Consider the following 26,655-nt stretch of genomic DNA (forward strand, 5'->3'; position numbering starts at 1 on the left):
ATCATTCATGATTTTTATCTGCAATTACAGCCGGGCCTGCGGTCACCACTACAATTTTATCTGGGTGGAGTAACTCACGAGCAGCTTGATTGACTTGAGCAAGAGAAACTTGTTTGATTTTATCAGCGAAGGAATTTATTTCTGTGATGTCCATTCCATACACCTGATTCATCAGCATTGTATGTGCTAATTCTTCAGGGTCAGCGAGGGAAATTTTGTAGTTACTAATTAAGGTGTTTTTAGCTGTTTCTACATCATTGGCTGTGACACCTTGCTGATGAATTGCTTGTAAAAGTTTGCGGGTACTCGCGATCGCTTTGTGACTATCTTCAGGACTAGTTTGCATTTCTATCCAAAATGTCCCAGCATTTTTTTGCGCTTGCAAGTAACTATATATACCATAAGTCAAACCTTGGCGATCGCGTACTTCTGCACCTAAATAACTAGATAATGTATCGCCTCCCAAAATTTGATTTAAGACTAAAGCTGGGTAATAGCGTGGGTCTTGGCGGTTAATACCTGTGTTACCCATAAAAGTAATAGCTTGCGCTTTCCCTGCCATCACCGGGTTTACACGTAAGAGATTATCTGGTAATTTTACATTTGGATATTGGATTGTTGGTGGTTGACCACTCACTTGCCAATCGCCTAATGATTTTTCGATGAGCGATCGCACTTGAGTTGGTTCAAAATCTCCTACTATTACCAGCACCGTTGTATCTGGACGATAATATTTAGCTTTAAACGCAATTACATCCTCACGCTTAATTTGTTTCAGACTCTTTTCTGTGGGAAAACTATGTAAAGGATGTTGTTTCGGATAAAGAGATTGGACAAAAATTCTTTTTGCGACTTCTGCTGGATCATCCAATTCTTGTTTCAAGTCAGTTAAAGCTTGCTGGCGATTTAATTCCAATTCTTTTTTCGGAAATGTACTGTTTTTCACCGCATCTCCTAAAGTCTCAATCAGAATTGGTAAGTCTACTGCTAAACCATCGCCTTCAATTCGCACACCTTCACGATAAGCAGTAAAATCCAACGATGCGCCTCTTTCTTCTAAAGCCTTCGCCAGATTTAAAGCATTTTTGCTTTTTGTCCCACTCATTAAGTTATCAGCCACCAAAGATGCTAATCCTGCTTGATGTTCTGCATCAAATTCTTTTCCAGCTTTGATGTGACCGTTTAAAGTTACAGTGGGTGTACTTTTATCAGGTAATAGTAATACTTTTAAACCATTAGCTAAACTAAATTGCTCTGGTAACGTCAGGTGAGAATTTTTTTGACTTGTGTTGTGGGAGACTTTTTTCACAACATCTGTTGTTTCTTCGAGGGGGGGTAAATATTTATCTATTTCTGACACAGCCAAAGGTGTAGCAGCAGCAGATAAATTTTCTGTAGTTTGATTTAAGTTTAATTTTTTACCCGTTTCCGTTACATTTTGTTCAGTCGGCTGAAATAATCCAACAACACGAGTTTCTGGTTGGAGATATTTTTTGGCTACATTGACAATATCCACTTCTGTGACTTGACTAACAGCCGCTAAATAACGGTCAGTATAACGATAGTCACCAGCAGTTATTTCATCGTTAGCTAATTGCATTGCTTGGCTGGTGATATCCCGATTACTCAAAATCACCCCAGCTTCTAACTGCATTTTTGCCCTGGTTAATTCTTCCGGCTTCACGCCTTTTTTTACTAAATTAGCGATCGCCCGATTGAGTACTGTTTCAATTTTCTTCAAATCTTGATGATCATCTGCTGTCACTAACAACTCATACCAGCCAGCCTCTTGCAAGCTAGAAACAGAAGCAGTCACTTCACTGGCTAAACCAGATTCCACCAAAGCCTGATAAAGTCGTGAGTTCCTCCCCTCTGTCAAAATATAATCCATCACTTCCAAAGCCGGAATATCTGGGTGATGCAAATTCGGTAGTGGATAAACCACTTGCAGCATCGCTGCTGCTCCCTGTTCTCGTAGGATTAGGGGAGTGGGGAGTGGGGAGTGGGGAGTGGGGAGTGCTGAGTGCTGAGTAAAAGATTCTCCCCCTGCCTCCTGCCTCCTCGGCAATTTCCCAAATATTTCTTTAACAGTTTCTAGAGTTTTACTCGTTTGAAAATCTCCCACAATTACTAATACAGCATTATCAGGAGTGTAAAATTTACGATAATATTCCTTGACTTGCTCAACTTGAAATTTCTCAACATCTGCTTTGTTACCACCCACAGGTAATCCATAAGCATGATTAGGAAACAAAGCTTGCATAACAGCACGGTTGAGGCGATATTCAGCACTATTTTCGTAACCTTGTAGTTCTGAAATTACTACTCGTTTTTCCGTTGCTAGTTGCTCTGGTTCAATCAGAGAATTTTGCATTCTATCTGCTTCTAAAACTAGCAGTGCTTTGAGTTTCTCTCGTTCTACAGTGCCATAGTAAGCTGTTTGTTCATAACTTGTAAAAGCGTTGGAATCGCTACCTAAAGCACTAAATAATCTCGCAAACTGCACGGGACGATTTTTTGTACCTTTGAACATCATGTGTTCAAGTTGATGTGCAATCCCGTTTGTTCCTGGTGCTTCATAGCGTGAACCAACTTTGTACCAAATTTGTACACTAACAACTGGTGCAGTATGCACTTCTTTTGTTAAAACAGTTAGACCATTTTCTAATACTGTTTTACGGACATTGGCGGTAATTTTTGAGTTATTTATATGAGTTGCAATCAATTGTGTTTGAATATTGTTAGATTTGATTTTAGCCGTATACTTGCTGTCAGCAGGTTGATCACTTAAACAAAATACTGTGATTATCCACAGACTTAAAAATAAAAATGACCAACGATATCTATACCCTATAAAAAACGGAGCCATTTTTTGGTAGATGTGTTTATTAAATTAAAATACACATTTATAAACGCCATGAATAACAGTCTATTATTTCTTGGAGATTACTGAAATCAGCGACACTACCAAGGAAAGATTAGACCAATAACAAAAAGTATATAAAGAGATAAGCTGATTTAACCGAGTTTAGTTAAAGCCCGAATAAATTCTAAAGGTAAACCATCACTGTCTGCAATAAAGGCAACTTCCCAGATGCGATCGCCTATTTGCTGTTGTGTAGGTTCTAACAGGATTTTTAGGGGTGATAATTGTTCTGGCTGGTTTTGTGCTGCTAATGCAAAGCTGGTTTTTAAGTTGATTAACCAGCTAGGTAAATCTGGTGTGACTGCTGTTAAATCAAAGGACAAATGATAATATCCCACATAATGCTCATCATCAAACGCATCAGGCGCAGGTTTTGGCTGGGGAATTTGAATCAGTTCAATGCGTCCACCCAAGCCTTCCATCCAACAAGCCAGAGTATAGCCTGTAGTAAAGCGTTCACATACGCTAAACCCCAACAATTCATAAAATGCGATCGCGCGATGAATATTCGCAGTGCGGATAGAGGCGTGGTGCATAATTCGTCATTCGTCCTTAGTCAATAGTCATTAGTCACTGGTAAATACAAATGACTAATGACCAATGACCAATGACATTTACTCAAACAACCTGAAATAAGGATAGCGCACAGGCACTCCCGGCTCTTTTTCCAAGTCGAAATTAATCACTTCCCAGGAGGGTTCTTCTGAGGAATCGGGACTAAATTCTACTGGTAAACCATAAAGTCGCGCCGATGTCGTCTCTGGCTGTCCAGAACGCCAAGGGGTACTGCGTTCTAAATAACCACTCATCAATTCCTGATAACGTCTGGCAATAATTACCTTTGTTGCTCGGTAGCCTTGGGTATACAGTTTGTCTAAAGCCTCGTGAATTTCAAACCGTATCCCATCAGGATGAGTGTGTTGTCTATACCATTCCCCATTCCATCTGCGCCAATGACGACCTGACTGTAGATGAATTAACTCCTCAGTCTTAGGGTTGGCCTCAAATGCGCCATGACGAGGACAAAGATAGGTATCTGTAAGTGTCAAAGCCGGAATAGTCTGCCGACAGTGGGGACACTGAATTTCGTGACCAAATATTGGGTACTGCAAACCTGGATTCATCATGAAGTGCGTACAAACATAATTTCTTCTTCACTAGCACCATTAGGTTCGATTTTACACTTCGGCTCCTCCACTTTAAGTTAATTGTTCGTAACTGCACGGAAACGTATTTGCAGTGTAGAACAATTGTAAACTGTGTTTTCCTCAGTGTAGAGGTTTAACAACATGATATTCTGGTTTTGAACCAGCTTCTCAAAGGTTGGAGTTTCTCCAGTGTTCCTGGGTACCATATTCCTATTCTATCGTGTCTACCGCTTCTTACTGGCCATCTCCTGATTTTTCTCCAGCAGCCTTCGTTGCAGACAACGCTGTGGTGATTGGTGCTGTAACAATCCAAGCCGGAGCCAGTATTTGGTATGGAGCAGTAGTCAGGGCAGATGTAGAGCGGATTGAGATTGGTGAATGCACCAATATCCAAGATGGAGCCATTCTGCACGGTGATCCTGGGTTGCCCACTATTTTAGAAGATCATGTGACTGTCGGACATCGCGCTGTGATACATTCTGCCCATATTGAGCGCGGCTGTTTAATTGGCATTGGGGCAGTAGTCTTAGATGGAGTCAGAGTAGGCGCTGGCAGTATTATCGGCGCAGGCGCAGTTGTGACAAAAGATGTACCGCCTTTATCTTTAGTTGTCGGCGTTCCTGGCAAAGTGTTGCGTCAAATCAGCGCCACCGAAGCCGCCGAACTTATAGAACATGCTGAACGTTACAAAAAGTTAGCCTTGGTTCATGCGGGCAAAGGCAGTGATTTGGGTTTTGAGGCTGGGTGAAGGAGAGAGGAAGACAAGGGAGACAAGGGAGACAAGGAAGATGAACAAATGGTTCTTGACCCCACTGTAATCTTTCTTTACATACCTAGTTGGAAAAAATGCCCACTTGGGCTAAAAATAAAGATGAGAAGAGTTGATAAAACTTTAATTTCTACTTAACAGAGGGGTTCTAAATTATGGATATCGATTTTCGTGTAGCGATCGTTTTAGCGCCTATTGCTGTTGCTGCTGGCTGGGCTGTTTTTAACATCGGTGCAGCAGCTTTGAGACAAGTGCAAAACTTTTTGAATAGAGAAGCATAAACATAAATTTACATTATCACCTTACAACCGACTGTTTCTAGGAAATCTGGGCAGTCGGTTTTGTCAATGGTCATTTGTCATTTGTCATTAGTTAAACTCCTCTGCCCCCTTACTTCCCCACTCCCCACTCCCCACTCCCCACTCCCCTTCCACCACTCCCCACTCCCCTTCCAGTGAATATCGATTCTGTACTTCAACCTTTGCAACATTTTGGTGTAAATCTGGGACTGTCGCGGATTGTCAAACTATTGGCAAACCTGGGCAACCCTCATGAACGCATCTCAGTCATTCACGTTGCTGGGACAAATGGGAAAGGTTCTGTCTGTGCTTATCTCTCTTCAGTACTTACCGCAGCTGGTTATCGGACAGGGCGTTACATTTCGCCCCATTTAATTGATTGGACAGAACGAATTTGTATCAATGAACAAGCAATTTCGGCTGAGGAATTAAGTCAGCTTTTACAAAAAGTCCAAGCGGCTGTTTCTGGTGATGATGAATATCCGACTCAGTTTGAAATTATTACTGCGGCTGCTTGGCTGTATTTTGCCCAGCAGCAAGTTGATATTGCCGTGATAGAAGTTGGGTTAGGGGGACGTTTAGATGCGACTAATGTTTGTTCTGAACCTTTGGTGACGGTGATTACTTCCATTAGCCGCGAACATTGGCAACAACTAGGCCCCACAGTAGCCGATATTGCTAGAGAAAAAGCCGGAATTATTAAGCCTGGGTGTCCGGTTGTCATGGGTTCATTGCCAGCCGATGCTGAAAAAGTTGTGCGATCGCGTGCCGCAGAATTACAATGCCCAATATTTACACCCCAACCAGCACTGCAAATCTCTCCAAGCTGGGCAGAATATCAATCACTTCAATATCCTCCAAATTCAATTCAATACCCTCTACCATTACAAGGGCAAATTCAATTAGCTAACTCAGCTTTAGCTTTAGCAACCTTAGAAATTCTCCAACAACAAGGTTGGGAAATTCTGGAATCAGCCATTATCAATGGTATGGCAAACACCAAATGGCCAGGAAGAATGCAATGGCTAACTTGGAACAACCATAAATTATTAATTGACGGCGCACATAACCCCGCAGCAGCCCAAGTCTTACGTAATTACGTAGATAGTCTAAATCCCGAAAATGTAACTTGGGTAATTGGTATGCTCTCCACAAAAGACCATACAGAAATTTTCCAAGCCCTACTACAAACAAACGATAAATTATATTTAGTACCAGTTCCAGATAACAATTCAGCCAATCCGCAAGAATTAGCAAATCTGGCTAATAATATTTTTCCAGAACTAAATTTGTGTCAAACATATCCAGATGTGTCATCAGCATTAACAGCAGCTTTTACTAATACAAATAATTTAGTCGTTTTGTGTGGTTCTCTTTATCTAATCGGACACTTTTTAGGAACATTAAATCCTTCTTGAAGAAGAATTCAGAAGTCAGAATCAATTAGTGGGCGGTTTTAAACCCATTTATAGCCTTTCCTAGTCTGCTGAGGTACAAATTTATCTGCGTCCATCTGCGGTTAATTATTCTTGCTTGTACTTCACTAGAATAAGAAATGCTATATTCATCCATCAGCGATGCACCGAGCTTGCCGTTCGCGTAGCGTCTCCGCCAGGAGAAGTGTCACACAGAATTGAATTCTGAATTCTGGTACTGGCTACTGAATTCTGTTTTGATAAACAAAAAGATTCCCGACTTCTTGAAGAAGTCGGGAATCGGACACTGTCAAAATTTAGCGATTATTCCACTGTTGTGCAGCATCTTCAACAGCTTTATCAACATTTTTTTGACCTAACATCGCTGCTTGCAAATTTTCATAAATTGCCTTTTGCAATTTCTTGAAATCCTTTAACTTTGGAGTTAAAATCTCAGCTTGTTGTAATTGATTTGCGCTAATAACTCTGGCTTTTTCAACCGTAGAAGCATTAGCTGGCATATCTTTAAAGTAACTATCAGATAATGCTTTAGTAGTTGAAGGTAAAACATTTGCTGCTTTTGCAAATGATAGTTGATTTGCGTCGTTTGTGACAAATAAAGCAAACTTAGTAGCAGCTTCAGGATGTTTGCTGGCGCGAGGAATAATTATATTCATCACCGCCACATTTTTCTTACCTGTATCTCCAGTAATTTGTGGTGCAATCGCAGAAGCTTGAGCAATTTTTGGGGCATTATTAGCTATTGTTTTGAGAAATTCTGGACCTGAAGCTAAAAATGCAGTTTCACCCGATTGATATAAATCAATAGCATGACGATGACCTTGGGTTAACACTTCTTTTGGTAGTAGTCCTTTTTTGTACAAATCAACCCAATATTGAAATGCGGCTTTACCTTGTGGTGAATTAAAAGCAGCTTTACCATCAGCATCAATTAAAGTCACACCCATTTGTACCAAAGACTCCATCACCTCACCAGAATCTTGCGGTACAAAAGTAATAAAAAAGGCATATTTACCAGTTTTATCTTTGATTTGTTGTGCTACCTGTGCTAACTCTACGTAGGTAGTCGGTGGTTTACTGATACCTGCCTGTTTTAACAAATCAGTGTTATAAATAGTTAGCCTTGTTGTGAGATACCAGGGAATTCCGAAACTTTTGCCATTGAGTGTGCTGGCTTTCCAAATGTTTGGTAAGTAAGTCGATCGCACATCTTGAGGAATTGCTGTATCTAAGTCTAACCAAGCATTTCGTCCTGCTAGTTGGGAGGCAAAATCTGGATTTAGGTTAACAACATCAGGTGGCGTTTTTGCGGAGACAGCTGTTAGAATTTTGTTCTCCATAGCTGCCCAAGGCACATCAACCCAGTTAACTTTTACACCGGGATTTTTTGACTCAAAATCAGAAATTAAAGTTTTAAAGTAGTCAGTAAATTGAGGTTGGAGTTGCATTGTCCAAAACTCAATGTTGGCTGCTTCTGTCGTTCCTGGTTTTGGACTTGTGCCAACGTTACCTGTGCTGCAACTAACAATCCAACTAGTCAATAAACCAATTATTGCCCAAGCTGTTAGTTGCTTGAATTTTTGTAGTCTAGTCATTTTACCAGTATTTTCACCCTTGATAGAAATGAAAAGCTTATGGAGAATTAACGAGATTATAGGCTAAATCAATTACCCGTAAAGACGCAATATACTGCGTTGACAAATTAAATTTTCTATTTAGTAGTCCGGCGGAACTGTGGTGAAAAGCTTCAATAGTCTGTTTGGCAAATCTAATAAAGGGGTTGGCATCGAACTTGCATCAGAACGGGTAAATATCGTTCAGTTACGCAAGCAGCGCCAAGGTTTAAAATTAGAATCTTTTACATCTGTTCCAGTTCCCGAAGGTGTGGTGACAGATGGTCAAATTGCTGACCCCCCGACAATGGCGCAAATCATTCAGCAAGGATTAGCTGAAAGTAAAATCAAGGCTTCTCGTGTTGCTACCGGTGTACCTGGACGAGATTCTATCGTACGTCTGATTCCAGTGCCAGCTGAGTTAGATGACAAAGAATTACGGGACATGGTGTTGAATCATGAAGCTGGCTTGTATTTACCATATCCGCGTGAAGAAGCTGATGTAGATTACCAAAAACTTGGGTACTTTGTAGATGAGGACGGCATCGAAAAAGTACAGGTATTATTAGTAGCCACCCGCAAGGAGATTACTGATACATATTTAAGTACTTTTGAGCAAGCTGGATTGCAAATCGATGTTTTAGAGATTAACAGTTTTGCGCTAATTCGGACAATCCGTGACCAACTGCGGCAATTTGGCCCACAGGAAGCGGTGGTACTGGTGGACATTGAGTTCGACAGTACAGAAATAGCCATCATTGTGAACGGAGTACCTCAATTTTCGCGGACTGTGCCAATTGGTACTTATCAAATGCAAGAAGCCTTAGCGAGGGCGATGAGTGTACCCATATCACGGGATATGGAACTTTTACGGGAAATGATTATTCCGGCAACTCCGATGGATGGTGGTCAAACTGGGGTGACAGGAATCAACCCAGGGATGGCGGCGATGATGAGAGTTGTGGGAGAACTCACGGATGAACTGCGCCGTTCTATCGATTTTTACTTAAATCAAAGTGAAAATTTGGAAATCGCGCAGATTTTATTGGCTGGGCCGGGTGGCGGACTGCAACAGCTAGATGAGTTTTTCACACAACGCTTAAGCTTGCCAACTGCACAAGTAGATCCGGTGGGGGGGTTGTCTTTGCAGGTTGATGAACAAAAATATCCAGCTTTGGAACGTTCTGGTTTAGCGATCGTACTTGGCTTGGGAATGCGGGAGGTGTAACCGGATGTACAGTTTAGATGTTAACTTTCTCAAAGACCGCCCAATTTACCAGAACAAAAGTGACAAAAAAGCTGGTAAAAAGCTTTCGGTTGGCGACCCGAAACCAATTTTTCTAGGGGTTGGTTTGGGTTTGTGTTTACCGGTTTTTGCTGGGGCTGGTTGGTGGATACTGCAAGGGAAAAACGGCGAACTAGAGCAGAACATAGCACAGTTACAGCAAGAAGTCACTAGATTAGATTCAGAAATAGGAAATGTTAACAAAATCAAGGAAGAAACGAATGCAGTTAAAGGCGAAACTCAAAGTTTAGTCACTGTATTTGACCAAATTCGACCTTGGTCAGCGATGTTACAAGATTTACGCGATCGCATTCCAGCTACAGTACAAATAGAAAACGTCAAACAACTTCCACCCACACCAGCAGCAGAAGGTCAGCCACCCACAAACCCGGCTGGTGGGATCGAAATCACCGGATTCGCGCGGACTTTTAACGATGTCAACGATTTCTTATTGAGTCTGCAACAGTCTCAATTTTTGAAAGCTTCCGACAGCAGAATTACTGGTGCAAACTTAGTAGATGCACCATTACCGCTAACTGCGAGTACATCGAAAGTTCCCATCAAACCACCACAAATAGTTAAATACACAATCCAATCGAGTTTAAGCGATGTTCCTGCTTCCGATTTAGTCCGGGAGTTAGAACAAAAAGGCACGGTAGGATTAGTAGCTCGAATTCGCACTATGCAACAAACAGGAGTCATCCCGAAATGACGCTGAGTGAAGATTTGAATTTTGCAGATCAGGGTGAGGAATTTGACTCAGGTGCATCGCCCCATCCAGTCGTCTTTGGTATTGCCTTCACTCCCCAAATTATTGGAGGTATAGCGGGGGTAGTAGGTCTTGCTGGAGCCTTATTTATAGTGCTGAACTTTGTCATGCCAGCATGGGATACCTATCAGCAGCAGCAGGCAAAAAGTGGGGAATTGCAAGGGCAAATTGACCAGAAAAAGGCCACTCTCAAACAGATTGACCAAGTAAAAAAAGATTTAGCTGATGCCAAACAGCAAAAAATTCAAGTATTAGGTTTGTTTGCTAATGAAAAAACTTTAGATACTCTGCTGTTAGATTTAAATCGGTTGATTGAGTCTGGTAATGCTCAAGTTCCCCCCAACGCAGTCAAAGCCAAACTCCAGAAGTTTGCCCCTGTTACTAATAAAGCCGAACCAATCACAGATGATTCTTTGGGTGTAGCAGTCAACAACAAACTAAAACGCATCAGTATCAATGTCGAATTTGTTGGTACTTATGAACAAACTCAATCAATTCTGCGGAATATAGAGCGTTTACAGCCTTTGTTAATCGTTAGGGATTATCAGTCAGTGTTGGCTCCAGTACAAGCTACAACTCAAACAGGTAAAGCTATACGTCAAGTAGGGCCGCCACCTCTAACTACATCTTTCCAGTTGCAGGCTTTGATGCCACTTACACCAGAAGAAATAGCCGCAGCTGCTAAAGCACCGCCTAAATAGAAGTGCTTTTTCTCAACAATTTTTGCTTAAAAATGTTTATAAAGTGAGGAATGAACTGTGAAACAGCTTCACGGTAATAGTTTAATATTGGGTGCTGCTGCTTTAACATTTTTGGCAGCTCAACCAGGGTGGGCGCAGGTAACTCAAGTTAATGATGTTAAGTTAAATGCTGTTGATGGTGGCATTAACGTAGTTTTAAAAACATCTTCAACTTCTCGCCCCCAGGTTTTTACAACCAAAAGAGGTAAAACCTTAGTTTCCGATGTGATTAATGCTCAACTACGATTACCAGGTGGTAATAACTTCCGTCAAGATAAACCTGCATCGGGAATCGCCTCTGTTGAAGTTGTACAGCTAGATGCTAATAGCATTCGAGTTATAGTCACTGGTGATAACGATGCACCCAGTGGTCAACCAGTACTACGCAAAGATGACAGAATCACCCTTGGTTTTACACCATCCACAGGTACAGTAGCTGCAACACCAACAACGCCAACAGCACCTACAACAAATGTGCCTGTGCAACCAAGCCAAAGGCCAGATGTTCTGGTTCCTAACCCAGAAATTAGTATTGATGGCAGACCAGCCCAAGCGGCTGGGCCTGGTCAACCTGTTAGCCAAGCACCGCCATTCTTACCCAGAGCCGTTGCGCCACCAGTCGGAGACATCGCCATTTCGGCCACAGATGCTTCTCCGAGTGTGATTGATTTAGGAACCCAAGAGCGTGTTCCTCGGCTGGTGTTGCGAGATGCACCAGTGCGGGAAGTATTATCACTTTTAGCCCGTGCGGCTAATTTGAATTTGGCTTATATCAGTGGTGATCCTGCTGGAGGTCAGCAAGGTGCTGCTCCTGCCAATGCTGCTCAAACAATCTCTTTAGATATAGAAAACGAGCCTGTGCAAGATGTGTTTAACTATGTCTTGCGTTTAAGCGGGTTAGAAGCGAATCGTAATGGTCGTACAGTGTTTGTAGGGGCAAAATTACCTAATTCCACTCGTGATGTGATTGTACGTAGTTTGCGACTGAATCAAGTCAATGTCGGAGTTGCTTTGAACTTTTTAGTGGGAATGGGGGCTGAAAGTGCTGTCACCAGAGAACGACAAGTTACTAATGTGACTGCTGTGCCTGTGGGTAGTAGTGCGGCTCCAGTAACTCAAAGTCAGACAACTACTGAAACAAGAATTGAACGTCTCACTCTGGCTGACTCTCAATACACAACACCTTTGCTACGGGGTTTACAAGCATTAGGGGATGAGCGGACAAATTCCATCACCTTGATTGGCCCTGCCAAACAAATTAATATAGCAATTTCTCAACTAACTCAACTTGATGTTCGTCGCCGTCAAGTAGTAGTCAATGTCAAAATTATTGATGTTAACCTTTTAAACACTCATAACACTAACACTAGTTTTTCTTTTGGTGTTGGTAATAATTTCTTTGTTAATGATGGCGGTGCTGCATCTTTCAATTTTGGTGGTTCTAGACCCGCTACTAGTGCTGAAGCGGCAAGTAGTGTAACTAGTACACCAGTTATTACAAACCCAGTCCAAGGTACTCCCTTCGTAGATCCAAACACTGGTGTATCTATTCCAGGAACTAGCCCAGGTACAGTTGTAATAGATGCCAATGGTAACATCACTAGAGTTGCTAATCCAGGTTCTGCTACTTTCTATCAACCTATTGCGCCTACAGGAAACCCTCTACAACCAGGTTTTTCCAATATTACTCCAGCAACAGATACGGTAATTACAAGAAACGCTGATGGTACATCGACGGTTTCACGAGGAACTCTGGGTACAGCTACTACATCTTTGCCAACTTTATTTCAATTCCCCAAACGTTTCTTAGCTAGTTTGCAAGCTCAGGTGACAAGTGGTAATGCCAAGATTTTGACCGACCCGACATTGATTGTGCAAGAAGGTCAGACCGCTAATGTTAACCTGACGCAAGAAGTAGTAGGAAACATTAGGAATGAAATAACTCGTGGTAGCGATACTGCTGTACAAACTGTTACTGCTGAGAAAACAAGTGTGGGTTTAACACTAGCTGTCAAAGTTGACAGAATTGATGATAACGGTTTTGTGTCATTATCTGTCGCTCCTATTGTTAAGGCTCCTCAATCTTCCGCAGAAATTAATGTTGGTGGTAATACTCAAAGTATATTTTTAGTCTCGGAGCGATCGCTCAATTCTGGTTTGATTCGTTTACGTGATGGTCAAACATTAATTCTTTCAGGGATTATTCAAGACCAAGACCGCGTAACTGTTTCTAAAATACCCATTTTAGGAGATTTACCACTGATTGGTTCATTATTTAGAAGAACCAACAAAACCAATCAACGTAATGAGGTAATTGTGTTACTTACACCTCAAGTTATGGATGATTCAGAAAATTCTTCTTACGGCTACAATTACACACCTAGCCCAGAGGTACGAAATGTGCTTGAGCGTCGTGGATTTGGTGCGCCTAAGCGGTAAATTATTGTAGGTGATAGTGCCGATTTCAAACTCTTGATTGTTCGTCTGACTGCGTAAGTCATATATGTTATGGTATTGAAATAGGAAGTTGGCAAAACAATTATTACTGATAATTTCAGTCATCTTTCTGTAACATAAACCTCAAGATTCATATACCAATGAGCTATCACTTTGAATGTGATAGCTTTTTATATATTTTGAGGAAAATTAACCGTAGATAAACGCAGATAGACACGGATGGGAGGTTGATTAAATAACATTAGTGTGATTTTGGCTAAATCTAATTTCTAGATTTGTGCTATCTGTAGCAATGATTTCAGCCGCTTCTTGTAAAAGTTGTTTTTGTTCTTGTTGGAGTGTTTCTAAACGAGATGAGATTTCGACTAATCTTTGCTGTTTATCTGGATAAGGAGTTTGAATGGTATTTATATTATCTATTGCTTGATGATGGCTGATTTTATTCCAAGTAAAACCAGTAAGTTTAGCTATACTAAGAAAAATAAATTTAATTAAAGCTTGTAATAATTTTAATGGTGCTTGTAAGAGAGAAAAACTGGCTGTTGTAAATAAGCGAATAATAGCATTTACCAGACCAAAAAGCAGCGCCAGACTCAAGAGGATAATGATTATACTAATAATTGGGTGATTCGCGGCCCAATTGAGTGCGTGCAGTAGGCGTAACATTGTGGGATGTTGTGTTAGCCAGTCATTGATGGAAGAGGCGATCGCACGCTCCACTGCACCTGATGTTGTATTCTTAAATTGGTCAGCAGTTTGTAAACCTTGACCAATCGAAGATTTAGCTTGTTCTAAGGTTGTTGTAGCTGTTTCTTGCCAAGACTCGCCAACTTGTTGCAGAGAATTATTCACAGAGTGAACCCCTTGGTTGACAACGTTTTTCATACTTTGCCAACCTTGAGACACTTCTGACGGCAAACTGAGATTTATTTCAGGTGTCATAACAATTTCACCGAGGTTGAAATCGAACCCGCAACCCATCTTTAGGACGATTTGTAGGAATTCTGACTGAAGCCAAACTTTGGTTAGGTAAGATTTCCCAATCATAGCTGCGTAAAAGATGGGCAGCAACAATCTTCATTTCCATTTTGGCAAACGCCATCCCAATACACACACGCGGCCCGCCACCAAAACCAATTAAGCTGAAAGGATATTGTTTATGTTCTTGGCGCTGAGGACTGAAACGTTCAGGATCAAACCTTTCTGGTTCAGGATAAATTTCTGGTAGGTTGTGAGTCATTAAAATTGAATAATATAGTTGCCAACCAGCCGGGACATAGAAACCTTTGTATTCAAATTCTTTAATTACCCCACGAAATCCTGCGGCGGCTGGTGGATACAGTCGTTCAACTTCCCATAAAACTTGGTCTAAGTAGGGCATTTTTCCCAACTGCTCTATAGTTAAAGAACCAGATGCAGCAAGTTGTAACTGTTCTTCTCTGGCGCGTTGCAAAACTTCTGGGTGGCGTGCTAATTCGGTAACTAACCAAGTTAACATTGCAGTTGTGGTTTCATGTCCAGCAAAAAGTAACAGTACTGCTTGAGCGATAATTTCTGTTTCACTTAAGCTGTTACCCTCTTCATCTCTAGCTTGGATTAATAAACTTAAAGCATCTTTGGTAGGGTTTTGCTGGCGTGCTTTTACAACCTGAGCAACATGCTCTAAAATTTGATTGCGAGCGGCGATCGCTTTACTAAAGGTGGTAAAAGGTAAAGGTAAAGTATTCAGCGCAAAAAAACCATTGGTGAGGTTAGTAAATAAGTTACTTAAGCGGATAACTTCTACACTAGAACTTGTACCTAATAACAGTTGGCTGGCAATATCAAAGGTGAGTTTTTTAAACTCTTCAAACCAAGTAAATTCTTGTTTAACTGCCCATTCTTTAAGATAGCTACAAGTGATTTCTTCCATTGTGGCAAAATAGTTGACTAGTGCCGGGCCATGTAAAGCTGGCATAATCAAACGACGATTGCGACGATGTTCTTCACCATCTTGCACAAATAATGATTCACCTAACAATATTTTGAAATTTTCTGGCCAGCCTTCACGCCAAGAGAAATTTTCTATATGGCTAGAAAGGACAAACTCAACTGCTTCTGGCCCTATCATGGCTACTGTTGGTCTACCTAAAATATGGGTTTTAAAAATCGACCCATAACGCTGATAGCGTTTTTCTGCAAAGTTTACGTCTGCCAAAAAAGACAGGGTTTCGCCAACAACAGGTAAACCAAAGCTTCCGGGTGGTAGTTGCACTTTGTTCATAAAACTTGCGATCGCATCTCGTTCATTTTAATTAACTTCTGTCTCTGGGGGAAACTTACGTTAAGATGTTTTGTGGAAGAACAGGAGTTTTCTAGTTTTATTTACTTGCTCAGTAAATCTGTATGACTATAGCCGAACAAATTTATGAACTTGTCAAATCTCTTCCCCAAGACCAAGCTAGTGAGATTCTCTCCTTTGCTGAATCTATTCGTGATCAATATCTAAATGCCAATCAACCAAACAATACAGTCACTTCACAGCAATGGACAGAACTAGTTTATTCCTTAGCTGGAAGTTGGGCAAAAGATTTTCCTAGCTTAGAAGAGATTCGGGAAAATTCGGGACAAGACATATTAAGAGAGAGTCTCTAAATGTACGTTTTAGATACTAATACCCTGATCTATTATTTTAAAGGTCAGGGACAGGTTGCTCAAAATCTAGCTCAGGTTTTTCCCAAAGAAATAGTCATTTCTACAATCGTTCTCTTTGAATTACAAGTTGGTATCGCTAAATCTAACTCACCAGCAAAACGCACTCAACAACTTCAACAACTATTAGGTCAAGTTAATCTGGTATCTTTTGAGCAGCATCATGCTTTGGCTGCGGCTAATATCCGCGCTCAATTAGAACAACAAGGTATACCCATAGGTTCACTTGATATTTTGATTGCTGGGACAGCCATAGCCCTTCAAGCAACTCTCGTAACGCACAATGTCAGAGAATTTTCTAGGGTTACAGGTCTGGCGATCGCAGACTGGTATTGAGTCTATCTCAAGTAGTTGCACTTTGTTCATAAAACTTGCGATCGCATCTCGTTCATTTTAATTAACTTTAATTTAAATATCACTTTTGTCTTTCGCTATTGCGGTTGAAATTTTTCTCTGAGAACGACACACTACCGATACCTTGGAGAATACCACGAGCGATTAAACCTAAACCACGACCAATAACTTGGGTTAAAACGAAGACAATACCACTGCCTAAAAAAGATAATAGCGATTGTAGGCGAGGAGCGATCGCATCCCAAAATTCTAGTCCCAGCGTTACAAATAACGGTACACCTGCAAGCTTGGCTAATTCTGCATTGCGCGGCGCGTAAACTGATGTTTTCGCAATTCCCCTTGGTGCTAATACAAATAACTCATAGCGACTTTCAAAAATTGCTTTAGCTTCATTCACATAATTATTTAAACGGTATTTCCAAGACAAATCATTTCTAAACCGTTCAATTTCCCGCGTCGAAATTAACTTGCGAGTATAAAAGTTTTTCTTAATTGCCTCCACATCTGCTAAATAATTTAACAGTGGTTGTAATACTCCATTACCCACTTGAATCAACAAATTTTCTAAAATCATTAATGACTGTGTTTTAGCAGCATCACTATCAGCTAAATAAGTCTGATTATCAATCTGAAAATCTGTTTGAAATAGTAAATAAGAGAGTAACTCTACTACAAAGGGAATTTTATTGAAGATGTCAGTTTGAATAATTCTGGGATTTTGCAGCAATACCTTGACAACTTCAATTTTTTGTCCCCCGATTGGCACTTGGGAAAATTTACCAAAAAAGTCTGTAACTGTAGCTTGCCATAAATCAAACAAAATAGTATTTTTAAATCCCTCTAACTGCTCAATGGTGATTTGAGAAGCACGTAAATCTTCAATTTGTTTGGCTAATTTTTGTAATATTAAATAAAGTAATTCCCGTTTCTTATCTTCCCTGAGAATATCAATTTCTAACGGGACATCTGAAATATTTTCCAAAGAAAATTGTAATTTATTTATACAAGTTGAAAATAAATCAAATTGCAAGGCACTAGGGTTGATTTCTGGGAGCAAAGTTAAAGGTGGCTCTACATTTGTTGGCACAATGACACTACTGGCTGAAGAAATCAATGGTAATTCTTCTGTCGGAGAAATCAATGGTGATTGTTCTGGGGCGGAAATTAACAAATGATGGAGTAGCCAACGCGCCGCTAACAGTTCTCGCCGTTGTCCCGCCAGCACAGCCCGGTCTAGTATTGGTAAGCCTGGGGTTTGTAGTTTGACTGTAATTGTTGCTAGGGAAGCGTTAATATAGCCGATTCCCGATAAACACTGATTTTGCCATAGCCGCAGCCAAGGTATTCGGGGAGGCGGCGAGATGGGAGCCGAAGGCGAGTTAGTATCTAATACCCAATGGGAAGCACCTGCGGCGACTTCTGAAATCACAGCAATAATTTGAGATGCAGGAGTACCTTTAGGGAGATAGCCATTCACCCCAATTGCCCTAATAGCAGCTAATATTTCTCGGTTTTGGACAGCACTCAGCAGTAAAATCGGTAAGTCTGGGTATGAAGTTTTTAGCAGGCGACAAAATTCTAAACCTTGCAACCGACTGTCAAAAGAGCGAAGCTCCAAAGGAGTCGTTTTGCGATCGCTTCCTAAGTCCAAAACCACTAAATTTACTGCTTCTGGGTCTTGATTAGTAAGTTCTGCTAGTATTTGCAAAGCTTCTGTCTCTGTTTCTACTTCTGCGACAACTTGCAAATTCAGCATTGCTTCCAAAGTTACCCGCAGTCCTAAACGGAAAATAGGGTCTTGGTCAACTAGTAATAATTTAAGAGGGCGATCGCTCATCATTGACTCAGATACTAAGCAGCTTCCTACTCATTGTTACCTGTTTTCGTCACCCAATAAATGAATCATAATGACATAGGCGGAGTCTTAGTTGTGTAATTAAATGAACCTCAGTATCAGGCAATGGTTGGCAGAACGCCAGATTGAAATCAGTCAAATTCGAGAATTTTCCCTTGGTCAATTGGCGGGTGTAGCCTACCGCATTGTCCAAGATATGGAAGTTAAAAGCCTTGCACCACTTGATGTCTGTACTTTAGCCGAGGTTTTAGAACTACCTCTGGGTTCTGTTTGGCAAGATATCAAGCTGATTGCGCGACTAACAGAAAGTTTGTTGCGTAGTCTCAGTGAAAAAAAGGCCTTAAAACGTAACGAAGGCACATGGCTGGCGTTTCACATTGCTTATCTCTATGCTTTACATCAAATCATTCAACAAGAAGTCAGTCTGAAAAAACCTTGGCTGAACCGAGCGATGATTTCCAGTCAAGGAGAAATTTTACAGGAAATTATTGGCAAACTCAGTCTGCAAGATGTACAACTCCAAGGATTATTAAAAACTTTAACCCAGGGAAAGTTAACTGATACCCAAGCAGAACAAGCCTTATCTGTAGTGGCGGATTCTTTATTAGTGCAACAAATGAATAATGCTACTATTGCTTGGTTAATTGCGAATGGTGCAGAAGATTTAGAAGCAAAATTATTAACCCAGCGTTTAACTCATTCCCTGAGTGGATATTTACTCAAAGTTGTGGCGGAAAATGCCCCACAACTGGCACAATTACAAAAATTTTTCCAATTAGGTTCTACAAGTAATATTGCTCCTTCTGAATCAGGTAATTTAGGCGCAGCTAAAAATTCATCTGTAGGGGATAAAATTGATTTATGTCGAGAAAATTATCGCGTATTTTTACTAAAAAATCTCAGCCAACCTTTATTTATCGAGTCTTTTGCCCTTAAGGATATTTATATTACCCTCAAAGGTTTAGTAGTAAATACTAATACTCCATCGGTTGATATCAAAAAATGGGCGCAAGAACAGTTAGCAGATAGTGAAAATATTGCTGTGATTGCGGCCGAACCAGGATATGGTAAAACTAGTTTCTGTCAAATTTGGGCAGCAGAAGTAGCCAGAGAACTTTATCCTAATTGGATGCCGGTGATTATTCGCTTGCGGGATATTAAATATGGTCAAACTTTAGCAGAAACTTTGAATTCTGGTTTTGCTTTGAATGCTCAAACTAACTTAAGTAATTGGTTAGAACAAGAACAACCGCGCTGTTTGTTACTGCTTGATGGTTTGGATGAATTACCTGCTGCTAATTTAGGGATAAGAGCCAAGACAATTTTTATTCAGCAGTTAATGGCGTTGCAAGCTAAAGGTAAACATAAAATTATTTTAACTAGTCGCAAAAATGCTTTAGAAGAAATTGAGCCAGATATCTTATCGCAGTTACCACAAATTATTATTCAACCATTAGAACAAGAACAATTAAAACAATGGTTTCAACAGTGGGCAATGTTACAGTCATTACCCGTTGCTCAAAATTTCTTTACCTTCTTAAAGCAATCTGGCTTATTTATCAGTAACTCCAAGTTTCCCGAACTTTCGGCTTTGGTACGTCAACCATTGTTGCTGTATTTACTAGGGATTTTACATCGTGATGCACTTATAGATGATGAAATTTGGCAATTAGCGCAATCACCTAGTACTACTAAAGTAGTGTGGGAAATTTATCATCGCCTGAGTCGTTGGTTATTAGGTTATCCGGTGACTGGCGGGATTAAAACCATGCTATTGCGTTCTGGTTCGGCTCACATTCATCGTACACAAGAAGCGATCGCCAATTTACTTTCTGGTTGTCATCCCCAAGATTTATTAAACCAAATCCAGGCGATCGCTCTCCAAATTTTACACAGCGATCGCTATCAAATTCATCTCACAGAAACTTCCCCTCCCCCTACCTTACCCGCTTTCTACTTCAAAACTTCCCCCGCAGCACTCAGCGAGAAGTTGCGTGCGGGGGTTTCCCCCGTTGAGCAAACTTCGGTGACCCAACACTCAGCACCCAACACTCAGCACTCAGCACTCCTCACAGAATTTTCTCACCCCAAATTAGGCGAATATCTCTGTGCAGAAGCTATTGCTTATCAACTAAAAATTCTTACCCAGCAGCAAAAAGATGACTACGGAATATTAATTTTTGCTCTTGATTCGCCGCAGAGTGTTGCTCAACATTTATATAAACTTCTTGGTTATGGTGTCCTCACTACAGAAATTAAACAACTGGTAATTGAAACGTTACTACACCAGCCTCAAAGTGATTTTTCTTTAGATTTATTATTACAACGTCTAGAATTATTTTGGCGTGGTTATTGTCAAGGTCGTTGGTTAAATGAAGGAATAGCGCATCAAGCTTGGAATTATTTTCACACACTCGGCAATCCCATAAATGTTGAGCAAATTAATGCCAGTGTAGGCATAAATGTATTTTTATTATTATCTGCTGGTTATCGCTTTACTAAAGTTGCTTTTTCTCCTTGTGGCAATCCGCAAAATGTTGCTGAATTCTACCCAGAAGTTTTGACAATGCTAATGGGTAAAGCCGCCATTTTATCCCATTCTGTTTGGCTTAAACGCATTCTCCCCCAATCTTTAACTCAACTCAATCTCTCTGGCGCATCTTTGTTACAAGTGATGTTAGTTAAAGCCAATCTAGAGCAGACAAATTTGATTAATGCAAATTTAAGTTATGCCAATTTAACTAATGCAAATTTAAGTTATGCCAATTTAACTAATGCAAATTTAAGTTATGCCAATTTAACTAATGCTGATTTAAGTTATGCCAATTTAACTGGTGCTAACTTGACTGGTGCTAATCTTAGCAGCATTAATCTGGAAAATGTCAATCTTGTCAATGCCTGCTTATTTGATGCCATTCTAACTGCTGCTGACCGCGAAATTGCCACGATGAATGGTGCTGTATTCTCTTTAGAACAGTTCTACACCCTGAAAAAATTACTCTCACAGACATCTGTAATGAGTAGCAGCGACAGAGGCGATCAAACAGCAGCTTGGTTAAGCGATACCAACATCGGCACAATTGACGACTCACAAGCAGAACCAATTACTTCAGTTGGTTTATACGATGATGATGATGATGTAGAAGATGAAACGGTATTTAGTGTGAATCCCAGCGATTATGATTGATGTTAAAAAGTAAAAAGTAAAAAGGCAAAAGTAAAAAGGCAAAAGAAGTAAAAGAATAATGGTCACAAGCCCACGCTAGGGAAGCTCAATTTTACCGTTTACCTTTTTACAGCACTTTTGAATTAAGTGAGGCACAGCACAAATAATAAGTAATGAGTAATAAGTAGTGAATATTAAGTAAATTCTTGACTCATTATTCATTACTCATTACTTTTTTCAATCAGTTGCTGTACCTCATAAACATCAAATCTGCTGTAATTCTACATCTCTACACATCTTCTGATGGATGGCGATAGCCATAAAAGTTAATACTATATTCTGTAATTTTTACGCCCGTTTGTTGTTCAACTTGACGCAACAATTCTTCTGGCAATTCTATATGTACATCCAGAATTTGATTAGTATCGAGACAATTGACATGGCTGTGAGCATCGCTAATATTGCCATATAAGCGACCATCACAGTGTTCGATACATTCAATAATCCCTTGACTGGATAAAGCTTCTAGGTTTTGATATACAGAGGTATGACCAATGTCTTTGCCTTCTTGGTTAAGGCGATCATAAATTTCTCTCGCAGATAGATGCTCATTTGCTTGCCACAGCAGTTCCAAAATAAAGCGGCGCTGGCGACTAACGCGCATACCCAGCGTTTGACACTGATCTAGCGCATCTTCTAGAGAGCGAATTGGTTTTTTAGCTATCGTTGGTTTTTCCATATTAGATTTCGCTAAGTATTCAGGGAAATTGTGATTTCCAGGTTTATTTTTGTTTTTTGATATAAAAAAATATTATATGATGCTTTTTCTTTCTAACTGTGTTGTGGTTAGCGATCGCTCAATAAATCTCACTCTCTAACTACGGTATTTACAGCTTGTTTAGGGTTGATTCATCGTCTTCCTCGCTAAAGCAAACTCATTACAACTTTAGCTTAAAATTCAAATTAATGTCTACCTTGGGATAGGAGCAGTTTATATGACGCAACATAATGCCGTTAAAGCGGACATCCTGCCCTATGTAAATAACTCATTTAGGTAAAATTTTTAATCTTCTTTTTGCAATTAAAATTGAGCTAAAAAAACTAGAAATCTTTCCTATATAAGGCTTTGAGCAATTACATAGACAAACATCGAAAAAAGAGCGAGTATAATCGATGACTGACAATTTAGTTATAGCTGAAAGGTTATCTATGTCAGATCAATTTACGTTTACCGTTACCAATCAAACCGACCTAGCCATTACAGAGTTGTGGGTGTCTGTTGATGAAGATGAGTGGCTACCATTCACCTTGAGTGAAGAGGGGATTCCATCTGGTGAAACCGCAACAATTGTTTGGGCTGAATATACCAATGATTCACCTTGTGAATGGTACATATCTGCTGTATTTGACGATGAATCAGAATCCGAATCAGCCTTATTTAACTTTTGTGAAGAACCAGATTTAACAATTGGTTGAAGAAGAATTCAGGAGTCAGAACCAATGAGTGAAGGAGAAAGACCTGACCTCATTGAGGTTTAGTGTAGTATTTCACCATTTATTCGCATCTGCGTACATAATTTATGCTGAATTCTGACTCCTGACTCCTGAATTCTATTTTGATAAAACTTATACCTTTACCAACTAGCTACAGTCTGCGCGATCGCTTCTTTAGCAGCCGCTAATGATTGTTGACGAGCATCATCACCTAAGTTGAGGCTGTCAGCATGGATAAATGTGACATCAGTTAGACCAATAAAACCCAAAATAGTGCGGAGATAAGGTTCTTGATAGTCGTAAGCTGCAAAGGGTGTACCTGGGGGAAAAGTCCCGCCACGAGAGGTAATAATTAACACTTTTTTGCTGCTATCAACTAAGCCTTTATAGCCGTTCGCATCAATTCCAAAGGTACGACCGACACGCACAATTTGGTCAATATAAGCCTTGAAAGTAGAAGGAATATTCAAGTTATACATTGGTATACCAAAAACATAGCGATCGGCAGCCAAAAACTCATCAATTAAACTATCCGAAAGCTGAATCGCCTCCACTAGTTCGGGTGTGCGTGCATCAGGTGGTGTAAAAGCCGCAGCTATCCATAATTCATCTACATGGGGGACAGGATAATGACCCAAATCCCGGTAGGTAACTGTATCGCCTGGGTGAAAATCTTTCCAGGATGTCACGAACTCATAAGAGAGCGATCGCGAAATCGAACGTTCACCACGAGGACTAGAATCAATGTGTAGGATGTTTGCCATAAATAAAGCCTAAAAATTATTTGTTGTACAAAGCAGATGCTAACAACAATGTAGTTGAAAGCAATGAAAACAATAATATTGTTGCTAAAGCGATCGCACTCCAGAATAGTTTTAGTTCAATGAATGGTTATGGTTTGATTAATGCAGCCGCAGCCGTCGCTCAAACGTTAGGTCAAACGAGCTTTGCAGATGTACCTGACTTGAGAGGTCGCAATTGGGGTACAGACCTGATCAAAGCATTACTAAAACTAATCTGGTAATCGCCGCAGTTATCCAGGTGATCAAACCTCCTCTTCGAGTTAGAAACATGCTGAATCGTTTAGTTGGTGTAAGGTTGACGCAGGCGTATATTACCAACCACAGAGGCTAATTACCAATATATTTGGTAATAAAATCTTGACAAAACACTGTGGTGGAAATTCGGAAATAAATAAATGATCAACACTGAGGTTAATACTCTTGTGTGCTGCGTTGGCATGAGAAAATCAGATAATACGATCGCAATACAAGCGATAAAGTCAAAGGAAGAAAGATGTCGGATAATTTGAGAAGCCGGGTTGTAACACAGGGTGTACAGCGATCGCCAAATCGAGCGATGCTCCGGGCTGTTGGGTTTGAAGATGCCGATTTTAACAAGGCAATTGTCGGTATTGCCAATGGTTACAGCACTATTACCCCTTGCAATATGGGGATAAACAAATTGGCACAAAGGGCAGAAGCTGGTATTAAAATTGCTGGAGCTATGCCGCAAATTTTCGGAACAATTACCATCAGTGATGGTATTTCGATGGGAACGGAAGGGATGAAATATTCCCTGGTATCAAGAGAAGTGATTGCCGATTCCATTGAAACAGCTTGTACTGGACAAAGCATGGATGGCGTATTGGCCATTGGTGGTTGTGATAAAAATATGCCAGGGGCAATGCTGGCGATCGCCCGGATGAATATTCCCGCGATTTTTGTCTACGGTGGTACAATCAAACCCGGACACTACAACGGTCGTGATTTAACTGTAGTCAGTTCCTTTGAAGCGGTGGGACAATACAGTGCTGGCAAAATTGACGAAACTGAATTAACAGCCGTTGAACAAAACGCTTGTCCGGGTGCGGGTTCCTGCGGCGGGATGTTTACAGCTAACACCATGTCTTCGGCATTTGAAGCAATGGGGATGAGTTTACCTTATTCTTCCACAATGGCCGCCGAAGATGCCGAAAAAGCCGACAGTACAGAAAAATCTGCGTTGGTGTTAGTCGAAGCTATTCGTAAGCAATTATTACCACGCCAGATTATCACCCGCAAATCTATAGAAAATGCTATTGCGGTAATTATGGCAGTTGGCGGTTCTACAAATGCAGTATTGCATTTTTTGGCGATCGCCAGTGCGGCTGGTGTGGAATTGACCATCGATGACTTTGAAACTATCCGTGGTCGAATACCTGTATTGTGCGATTTAAAACCCAGTGGTAGATACGTCGCTACAGATTTACACAAAGCTGGCGGTATTCCTCAAGTCATGAAAATGCTGCTGGTACATGATTTGCTACATGGTGACTGTATTACCATCACAGGTCAAACCATTGCCGAAGTTCTTGCCGATGTGCCGAATGAACCCAGCCCTGACCAAGATGTGATTCGTCCTTGGGATAAACCGATGTATGCTCAAGGTCACTTGGCAGTTCTCAAAGGTAATCTGGCTACGGAAGGCGCTGTGGCGAAAATTACCGGGGTGAAAAAACCAGTCATCACTGGCCCAGCTAGAGTATTTGAATCGGAAGAATCTTGCTTAGATGCAATTCTGGCAGGCAAAATCAAAGCTGGTGACGTGATTGTGATTCGTTACGAAGGCCCCAAAGGCGGCCCAGGAATGCGGGAAATGTTGGCTCCCACCTCGGCAATTATTGGTGCTGGCTTGGGTGATGCTGTGGGATTAATTACCGATGGCAGATTCTCCGGCGGGACTTACGGGATGGTAGTTGGTCACGTTGCACCAGAAGCAGCTGTGGGTGGAGCGATCGCCTTAGTCGAAGAAGGTGATACTATCACCATTGATGCACCATCACGGCTATTGCAGTTGAATATTTCTGATGAAGAATTAGCCAGTCGCCGTGCTAATTGGCAACCCCGCCCACCTCGTTACACTAAAGGCGTATTGGCGAAATATGCCAAGTTGGTATCTTCCAGCAGCCTTGGTGCAGTGACAGACTTAGGCTTATTTGATAGTTAATCAACCGCAGATAGACGCAGATAAATAAACATAATCTCTGCGTCTCTGCAAAATTGGATGAACGAGCTTAATTCTGATAGATATTGATATGTGCGCCTTTAAATTGTTTCAGCAAGCCAATTACTATAATCGGCATAATGTTGGTAGAGGTTATCTATATTATTGATGTCAAAACTGTTGAAAGCCTTACCATCAGTCCCATGTAATCGTTGAACAAACTCGATAAAAGAACCATAGGGATTACTAGGAGCAACAAACATCTGCTTGAGTAACGCACCAGACTCATCACTGTATGATAATACTGGTGTCATAAACTTCCACCCTAATTCTGCCATTTGGTGATGTAGTTCCTCCATATCAGCTTCTGGATCGATGTTGTAAGCAGTATGCTGAATCCCTTCACCATAGAGATTGATAAACTTATTAATTGGTGAATTAGGATCTTCACTTACCGATAACCCAGTCATAGTTGCCCACGGATACTCGGCACTGATGCCACTAACTAAGGCAATGTGAATAGCGGGAAAACACACAGTCTTAAGCCTCATATGTTCATTGAAACCAAGCAAACTCCATTTTGAGAGGAACCTCTGTTCATCTTCAAATGACGCAACATAAGTAATATGGTCAATATGTCGAATACTTTGAAGGATATCACTTGTATT

The 26,655-nt window shown here is 40.7% G+C and carries 23 protein-coding genes; 13 read left to right on the plus strand and 10 right to left on the minus strand.

All coding sequences use genetic code 11. The annotated features are described in order from the left end of the window. Position 1: 1 nt before the first annotated feature. The 3 genes from H6G28_RS14095 to H6G28_RS14105 form a co-directional block, all read right to left on the minus strand. Positions 2–2,869, minus strand: a complete 2,868-nt coding sequence (locus tag H6G28_RS14095) for a M16 family metallopeptidase (RefSeq protein WP_190671486.1) — start codon at positions 2,867–2,869, stop codon at positions 2–4. Positions 2,870–3,018: 149 nt separating this feature from the next. Then, complete coding sequence (locus H6G28_RS14100; RefSeq protein WP_190593968.1) at positions 3,019–3,462, minus strand: VOC family protein; 444 nt, start codon at positions 3,460–3,462, stop codon at positions 3,019–3,021. A gap of 78 nt (positions 3,463–3,540) precedes the next feature. Beyond that, positions 3,541–4,050, minus strand: coding sequence for a TIGR02652 family protein (locus tag H6G28_RS14105; protein WP_190594024.1), 510 nt, complete (start codon positions 4,048–4,050; stop codon positions 3,541–3,543). Between the two features lie 244 nt (positions 4,051–4,294). Between H6G28_RS14105 and H6G28_RS14110 the strand changes: the two genes are divergently transcribed. From H6G28_RS14110 to H6G28_RS14120, 3 genes are all read left to right on the plus strand, one after another. Continuing rightward, positions 4,295–4,822: a gamma carbonic anhydrase family protein gene (locus H6G28_RS14110; protein WP_190671488.1), complete on the plus strand. Its 528-nt coding sequence runs from the start codon at positions 4,295–4,297 to the stop codon at positions 4,820–4,822. Positions 4,823–4,998: 176 nt separating this feature from the next. Further along, positions 4,999–5,124 (plus strand): photosystem II protein Y, encoded by a 126-nt coding sequence (locus tag H6G28_RS14115; protein ID WP_096581838.1) that lies wholly within the window; start codon positions 4,999–5,001, stop codon positions 5,122–5,124. A gap of 173 nt (positions 5,125–5,297) precedes the next feature. Further along, positions 5,298–6,560 carry a bifunctional folylpolyglutamate synthase/dihydrofolate synthase gene (locus H6G28_RS14120; RefSeq protein ID WP_190671489.1) on the plus strand — a complete coding sequence of 421 codons (1,263 nt, stop codon included), beginning with the start codon at positions 5,298–5,300 and terminating at the stop codon, positions 6,558–6,560. Between the two features lie 314 nt (positions 6,561–6,874). Here H6G28_RS14120 and H6G28_RS14125 read toward each other — a convergent pair whose 3' ends face one another. Continuing rightward, complete coding sequence (locus H6G28_RS14125; protein WP_190671492.1) at positions 6,875–8,173, minus strand: ABC transporter substrate-binding protein; 1,299 nt, start codon at positions 8,171–8,173, stop codon at positions 6,875–6,877. Between the two features lie 139 nt (positions 8,174–8,312). Between H6G28_RS14125 and pilM the strand changes: the two genes are divergently transcribed. The 4 genes from pilM to H6G28_RS14145 are packed head-to-tail and all read left to right on the plus strand — an operon-like array spanning position 8,313 to position 13,424. After that, entirely contained in the window at positions 8,313–9,419 is a 1,107-nt protein-coding gene (pilM, locus tag H6G28_RS14130) for a type IV pilus assembly protein PilM (RefSeq protein ID WP_190593976.1), read from the plus strand. 4 nt (positions 9,420–9,423) lie between these two features. After that, positions 9,424–10,188 (plus strand): PilN domain-containing protein, encoded by a 765-nt coding sequence (locus H6G28_RS14135; RefSeq protein ID WP_190671494.1) that lies wholly within the window; start codon positions 9,424–9,426, stop codon positions 10,186–10,188. Beyond that, the gene (locus H6G28_RS14140; protein WP_190671496.1) at positions 10,185–10,946 is read left to right on the plus strand and encodes a GspMb/PilO family protein; all 762 of its coding nucleotides are present in this window, start codon (positions 10,185–10,187) and stop codon (positions 10,944–10,946) included. The genes H6G28_RS14135 and H6G28_RS14140 overlap by 4 nt, the downstream gene beginning before the upstream one ends. 57 nt (positions 10,947–11,003) lie before the next feature. Then, on the plus strand, positions 11,004–13,424 hold the full coding sequence (locus H6G28_RS14145; RefSeq protein WP_190593982.1) for a secretin GspD/PilQ domain-containing protein: 2,421 nt from the start codon (positions 11,004–11,006) through the stop codon (positions 13,422–13,424). Positions 13,425–13,673: 249 nt separating this feature from the next. Here the strand turns inward: H6G28_RS14145 and H6G28_RS14150 are convergent, their stop codons facing one another. Next, a complete protein-coding gene (locus H6G28_RS14150; protein ID WP_190671498.1) occupies positions 13,674–14,384 on the minus strand; it encodes a hypothetical protein in 711 nt (236 codons plus the stop codon). 7 nt (positions 14,385–14,391) lie between these two features. Next, on the minus strand, positions 14,392–15,705 hold the full coding sequence (locus H6G28_RS14155; RefSeq protein WP_190593986.1) for a cytochrome P450: 1,314 nt from the start codon (positions 15,703–15,705) through the stop codon (positions 14,392–14,394). Positions 15,706–15,827: 122 nt separating this feature from the next. Here H6G28_RS14155 and H6G28_RS14160 point away from each other — a divergent pair, with 122 nt between their 5' ends. Beyond that, the gene (locus tag H6G28_RS14160; RefSeq protein ID WP_190671500.1) at positions 15,828–16,076 is read left to right on the plus strand and encodes a DUF2281 domain-containing protein; all 249 of its coding nucleotides are present in this window, start codon (positions 15,828–15,830) and stop codon (positions 16,074–16,076) included. Further along, complete coding sequence (locus H6G28_RS14165) at positions 16,077–16,469, plus strand: type II toxin-antitoxin system VapC family toxin (protein ID WP_190671502.1); 393 nt, start codon at positions 16,077–16,079, stop codon at positions 16,467–16,469. It begins immediately after the preceding gene. Between the two features lie 79 nt (positions 16,470–16,548). On the opposite strand, the gene H6G28_RS14170 is transcribed toward H6G28_RS14165, so the two are convergent. Further along, complete coding sequence (locus tag H6G28_RS14170; protein ID WP_190594026.1) at positions 16,549–18,324, minus strand: DUF3685 domain-containing protein; 1,776 nt, start codon at positions 18,322–18,324, stop codon at positions 16,549–16,551. A gap of 103 nt (positions 18,325–18,427) precedes the next feature. On the opposite strand from H6G28_RS14170, the gene H6G28_RS14175 reads away from it, so the two are divergent. After that, entirely contained in the window at positions 18,428–21,529 is a 3,102-nt protein-coding gene (locus H6G28_RS14175; protein WP_190671504.1) for a pentapeptide repeat-containing protein, read from the plus strand. Between the two features lie 268 nt (positions 21,530–21,797). On the opposite strand, the gene H6G28_RS14180 is transcribed toward H6G28_RS14175, so the two are convergent. Continuing rightward, positions 21,798–22,247, minus strand: coding sequence for a Fur family transcriptional regulator (locus H6G28_RS14180; protein ID WP_190593990.1), 450 nt, complete (start codon positions 22,245–22,247; stop codon positions 21,798–21,800). Positions 22,248–22,681: 434 nt separating this feature from the next. Here H6G28_RS14180 and H6G28_RS14185 point away from each other — a divergent pair, with 434 nt between their 5' ends. Beyond that, positions 22,682–22,984: a hypothetical protein gene (locus H6G28_RS14185; RefSeq protein ID WP_242048500.1), complete on the plus strand. Its 303-nt coding sequence runs from the start codon at positions 22,682–22,684 to the stop codon at positions 22,982–22,984. Between the two features lie 158 nt (positions 22,985–23,142). On the opposite strand, the gene H6G28_RS14190 is transcribed toward H6G28_RS14185, so the two are convergent. Next, positions 23,143–23,766: an FMN-dependent NADH-azoreductase gene (locus H6G28_RS14190; protein WP_190671506.1), complete on the minus strand. Its 624-nt coding sequence runs from the start codon at positions 23,764–23,766 to the stop codon at positions 23,143–23,145. Between the two features lie 20 nt (positions 23,767–23,786). Here H6G28_RS14190 and H6G28_RS14195 point away from each other — a divergent pair, with 20 nt between their 5' ends. Continuing rightward, on the plus strand, positions 23,787–24,026 hold the full coding sequence (locus tag H6G28_RS14195) for a hypothetical protein (RefSeq protein WP_206758261.1): 240 nt from the start codon (positions 23,787–23,789) through the stop codon (positions 24,024–24,026). Between the two features lie 272 nt (positions 24,027–24,298). After that, positions 24,299–25,990 (plus strand): dihydroxy-acid dehydratase, encoded by a 1,692-nt coding sequence (gene ilvD, locus H6G28_RS14200; RefSeq protein WP_190671508.1) that lies wholly within the window; start codon positions 24,299–24,301, stop codon positions 25,988–25,990. 98 nt (positions 25,991–26,088) lie between these two features. Here ilvD and H6G28_RS14205 read toward each other — a convergent pair whose 3' ends face one another. Then, entirely contained in the window at positions 26,089–26,523 is a 435-nt protein-coding gene (locus H6G28_RS14205) for a hypothetical protein (RefSeq protein WP_190671510.1), read from the minus strand. Positions 26,524–26,655 lie beyond the last annotated feature (132 nt).

Origin of the sequence: Nostoc sp. FACHB-190, assembly GCF_014696905.1 — a bacterium.
Classification (GTDB): Bacteria; Cyanobacteriota; Cyanobacteriia; order Cyanobacteriales; family Nostocaceae; genus Nostoc_B.

Excerpts from the sequence above, each read along its gene's own strand:
- ilvD (WP_190671508.1), top strand. The coding sequence starts at position 24,299 with ATGTCGGATAATTTGAGAAGCCGGGTTGTAACACAGGGTGTACAGCGA.
- H6G28_RS14170 (WP_190594026.1), bottom strand. The coding sequence starts at position 18,324 with ATGAGCGATCGCCCTCTTAAATTATTACTAGTTGACCAAGACCCTATT.
- H6G28_RS14115 (WP_096581838.1), top strand. The coding sequence starts at position 4,999 with ATGGATATCGATTTTCGTGTAGCGATCGTTTTAGCGCCTATTGCTGTT.
- H6G28_RS14100 (WP_190593968.1), bottom strand. The coding sequence starts at position 3,462 with ATGCACCACGCCTCTATCCGCACTGCGAATATTCATCGCGCGATCGCA.
- H6G28_RS14125 (WP_190671492.1), bottom strand. The coding sequence starts at position 8,173 with ATGACTAGACTACAAAAATTCAAGCAACTAACAGCTTGGGCAATAATT.
- H6G28_RS14135 (WP_190671494.1), top strand. The coding sequence starts at position 9,424 with ATGTACAGTTTAGATGTTAACTTTCTCAAAGACCGCCCAATTTACCAG.
- H6G28_RS14190 (WP_190671506.1), bottom strand. The coding sequence starts at position 23,766 with ATGGCAAACATCCTACACATTGATTCTAGTCCTCGTGGTGAACGTTCG.
- H6G28_RS14105 (WP_190594024.1), bottom strand. The coding sequence starts at position 4,050 with ATGAATCCAGGTTTGCAGTACCCAATATTTGGTCACGAAATTCAGTGT.
- H6G28_RS14175 (WP_190671504.1), top strand. The coding sequence starts at position 18,428 with ATGAACCTCAGTATCAGGCAATGGTTGGCAGAACGCCAGATTGAAATC.
- H6G28_RS14155 (WP_190593986.1), bottom strand. The coding sequence starts at position 15,705 with ATGAACAAAGTGCAACTACCACCCGGAAGCTTTGGTTTACCTGTTGTT.
- H6G28_RS14095 (WP_190671486.1), bottom strand. The coding sequence starts at position 2,869 with ATGGCTCCGTTTTTTATAGGGTATAGATATCGTTGGTCATTTTTATTT.
- H6G28_RS14185 (WP_242048500.1), top strand. The coding sequence starts at position 22,682 with ATGACTGACAATTTAGTTATAGCTGAAAGGTTATCTATGTCAGATCAA.
- H6G28_RS14150 (WP_190671498.1), bottom strand. The coding sequence starts at position 14,384 with ATGACACCTGAAATAAATCTCAGTTTGCCGTCAGAAGTGTCTCAAGGT.
- H6G28_RS14180 (WP_190593990.1), bottom strand. The coding sequence starts at position 22,247 with ATGGAAAAACCAACGATAGCTAAAAAACCAATTCGCTCTCTAGAAGAT.
- H6G28_RS14140 (WP_190671496.1), top strand. The coding sequence starts at position 10,185 with ATGACGCTGAGTGAAGATTTGAATTTTGCAGATCAGGGTGAGGAATTT.
- H6G28_RS14160 (WP_190671500.1), top strand. The coding sequence starts at position 15,828 with ATGACTATAGCCGAACAAATTTATGAACTTGTCAAATCTCTTCCCCAA.
- H6G28_RS14165 (WP_190671502.1), top strand. The coding sequence starts at position 16,077 with ATGTACGTTTTAGATACTAATACCCTGATCTATTATTTTAAAGGTCAG.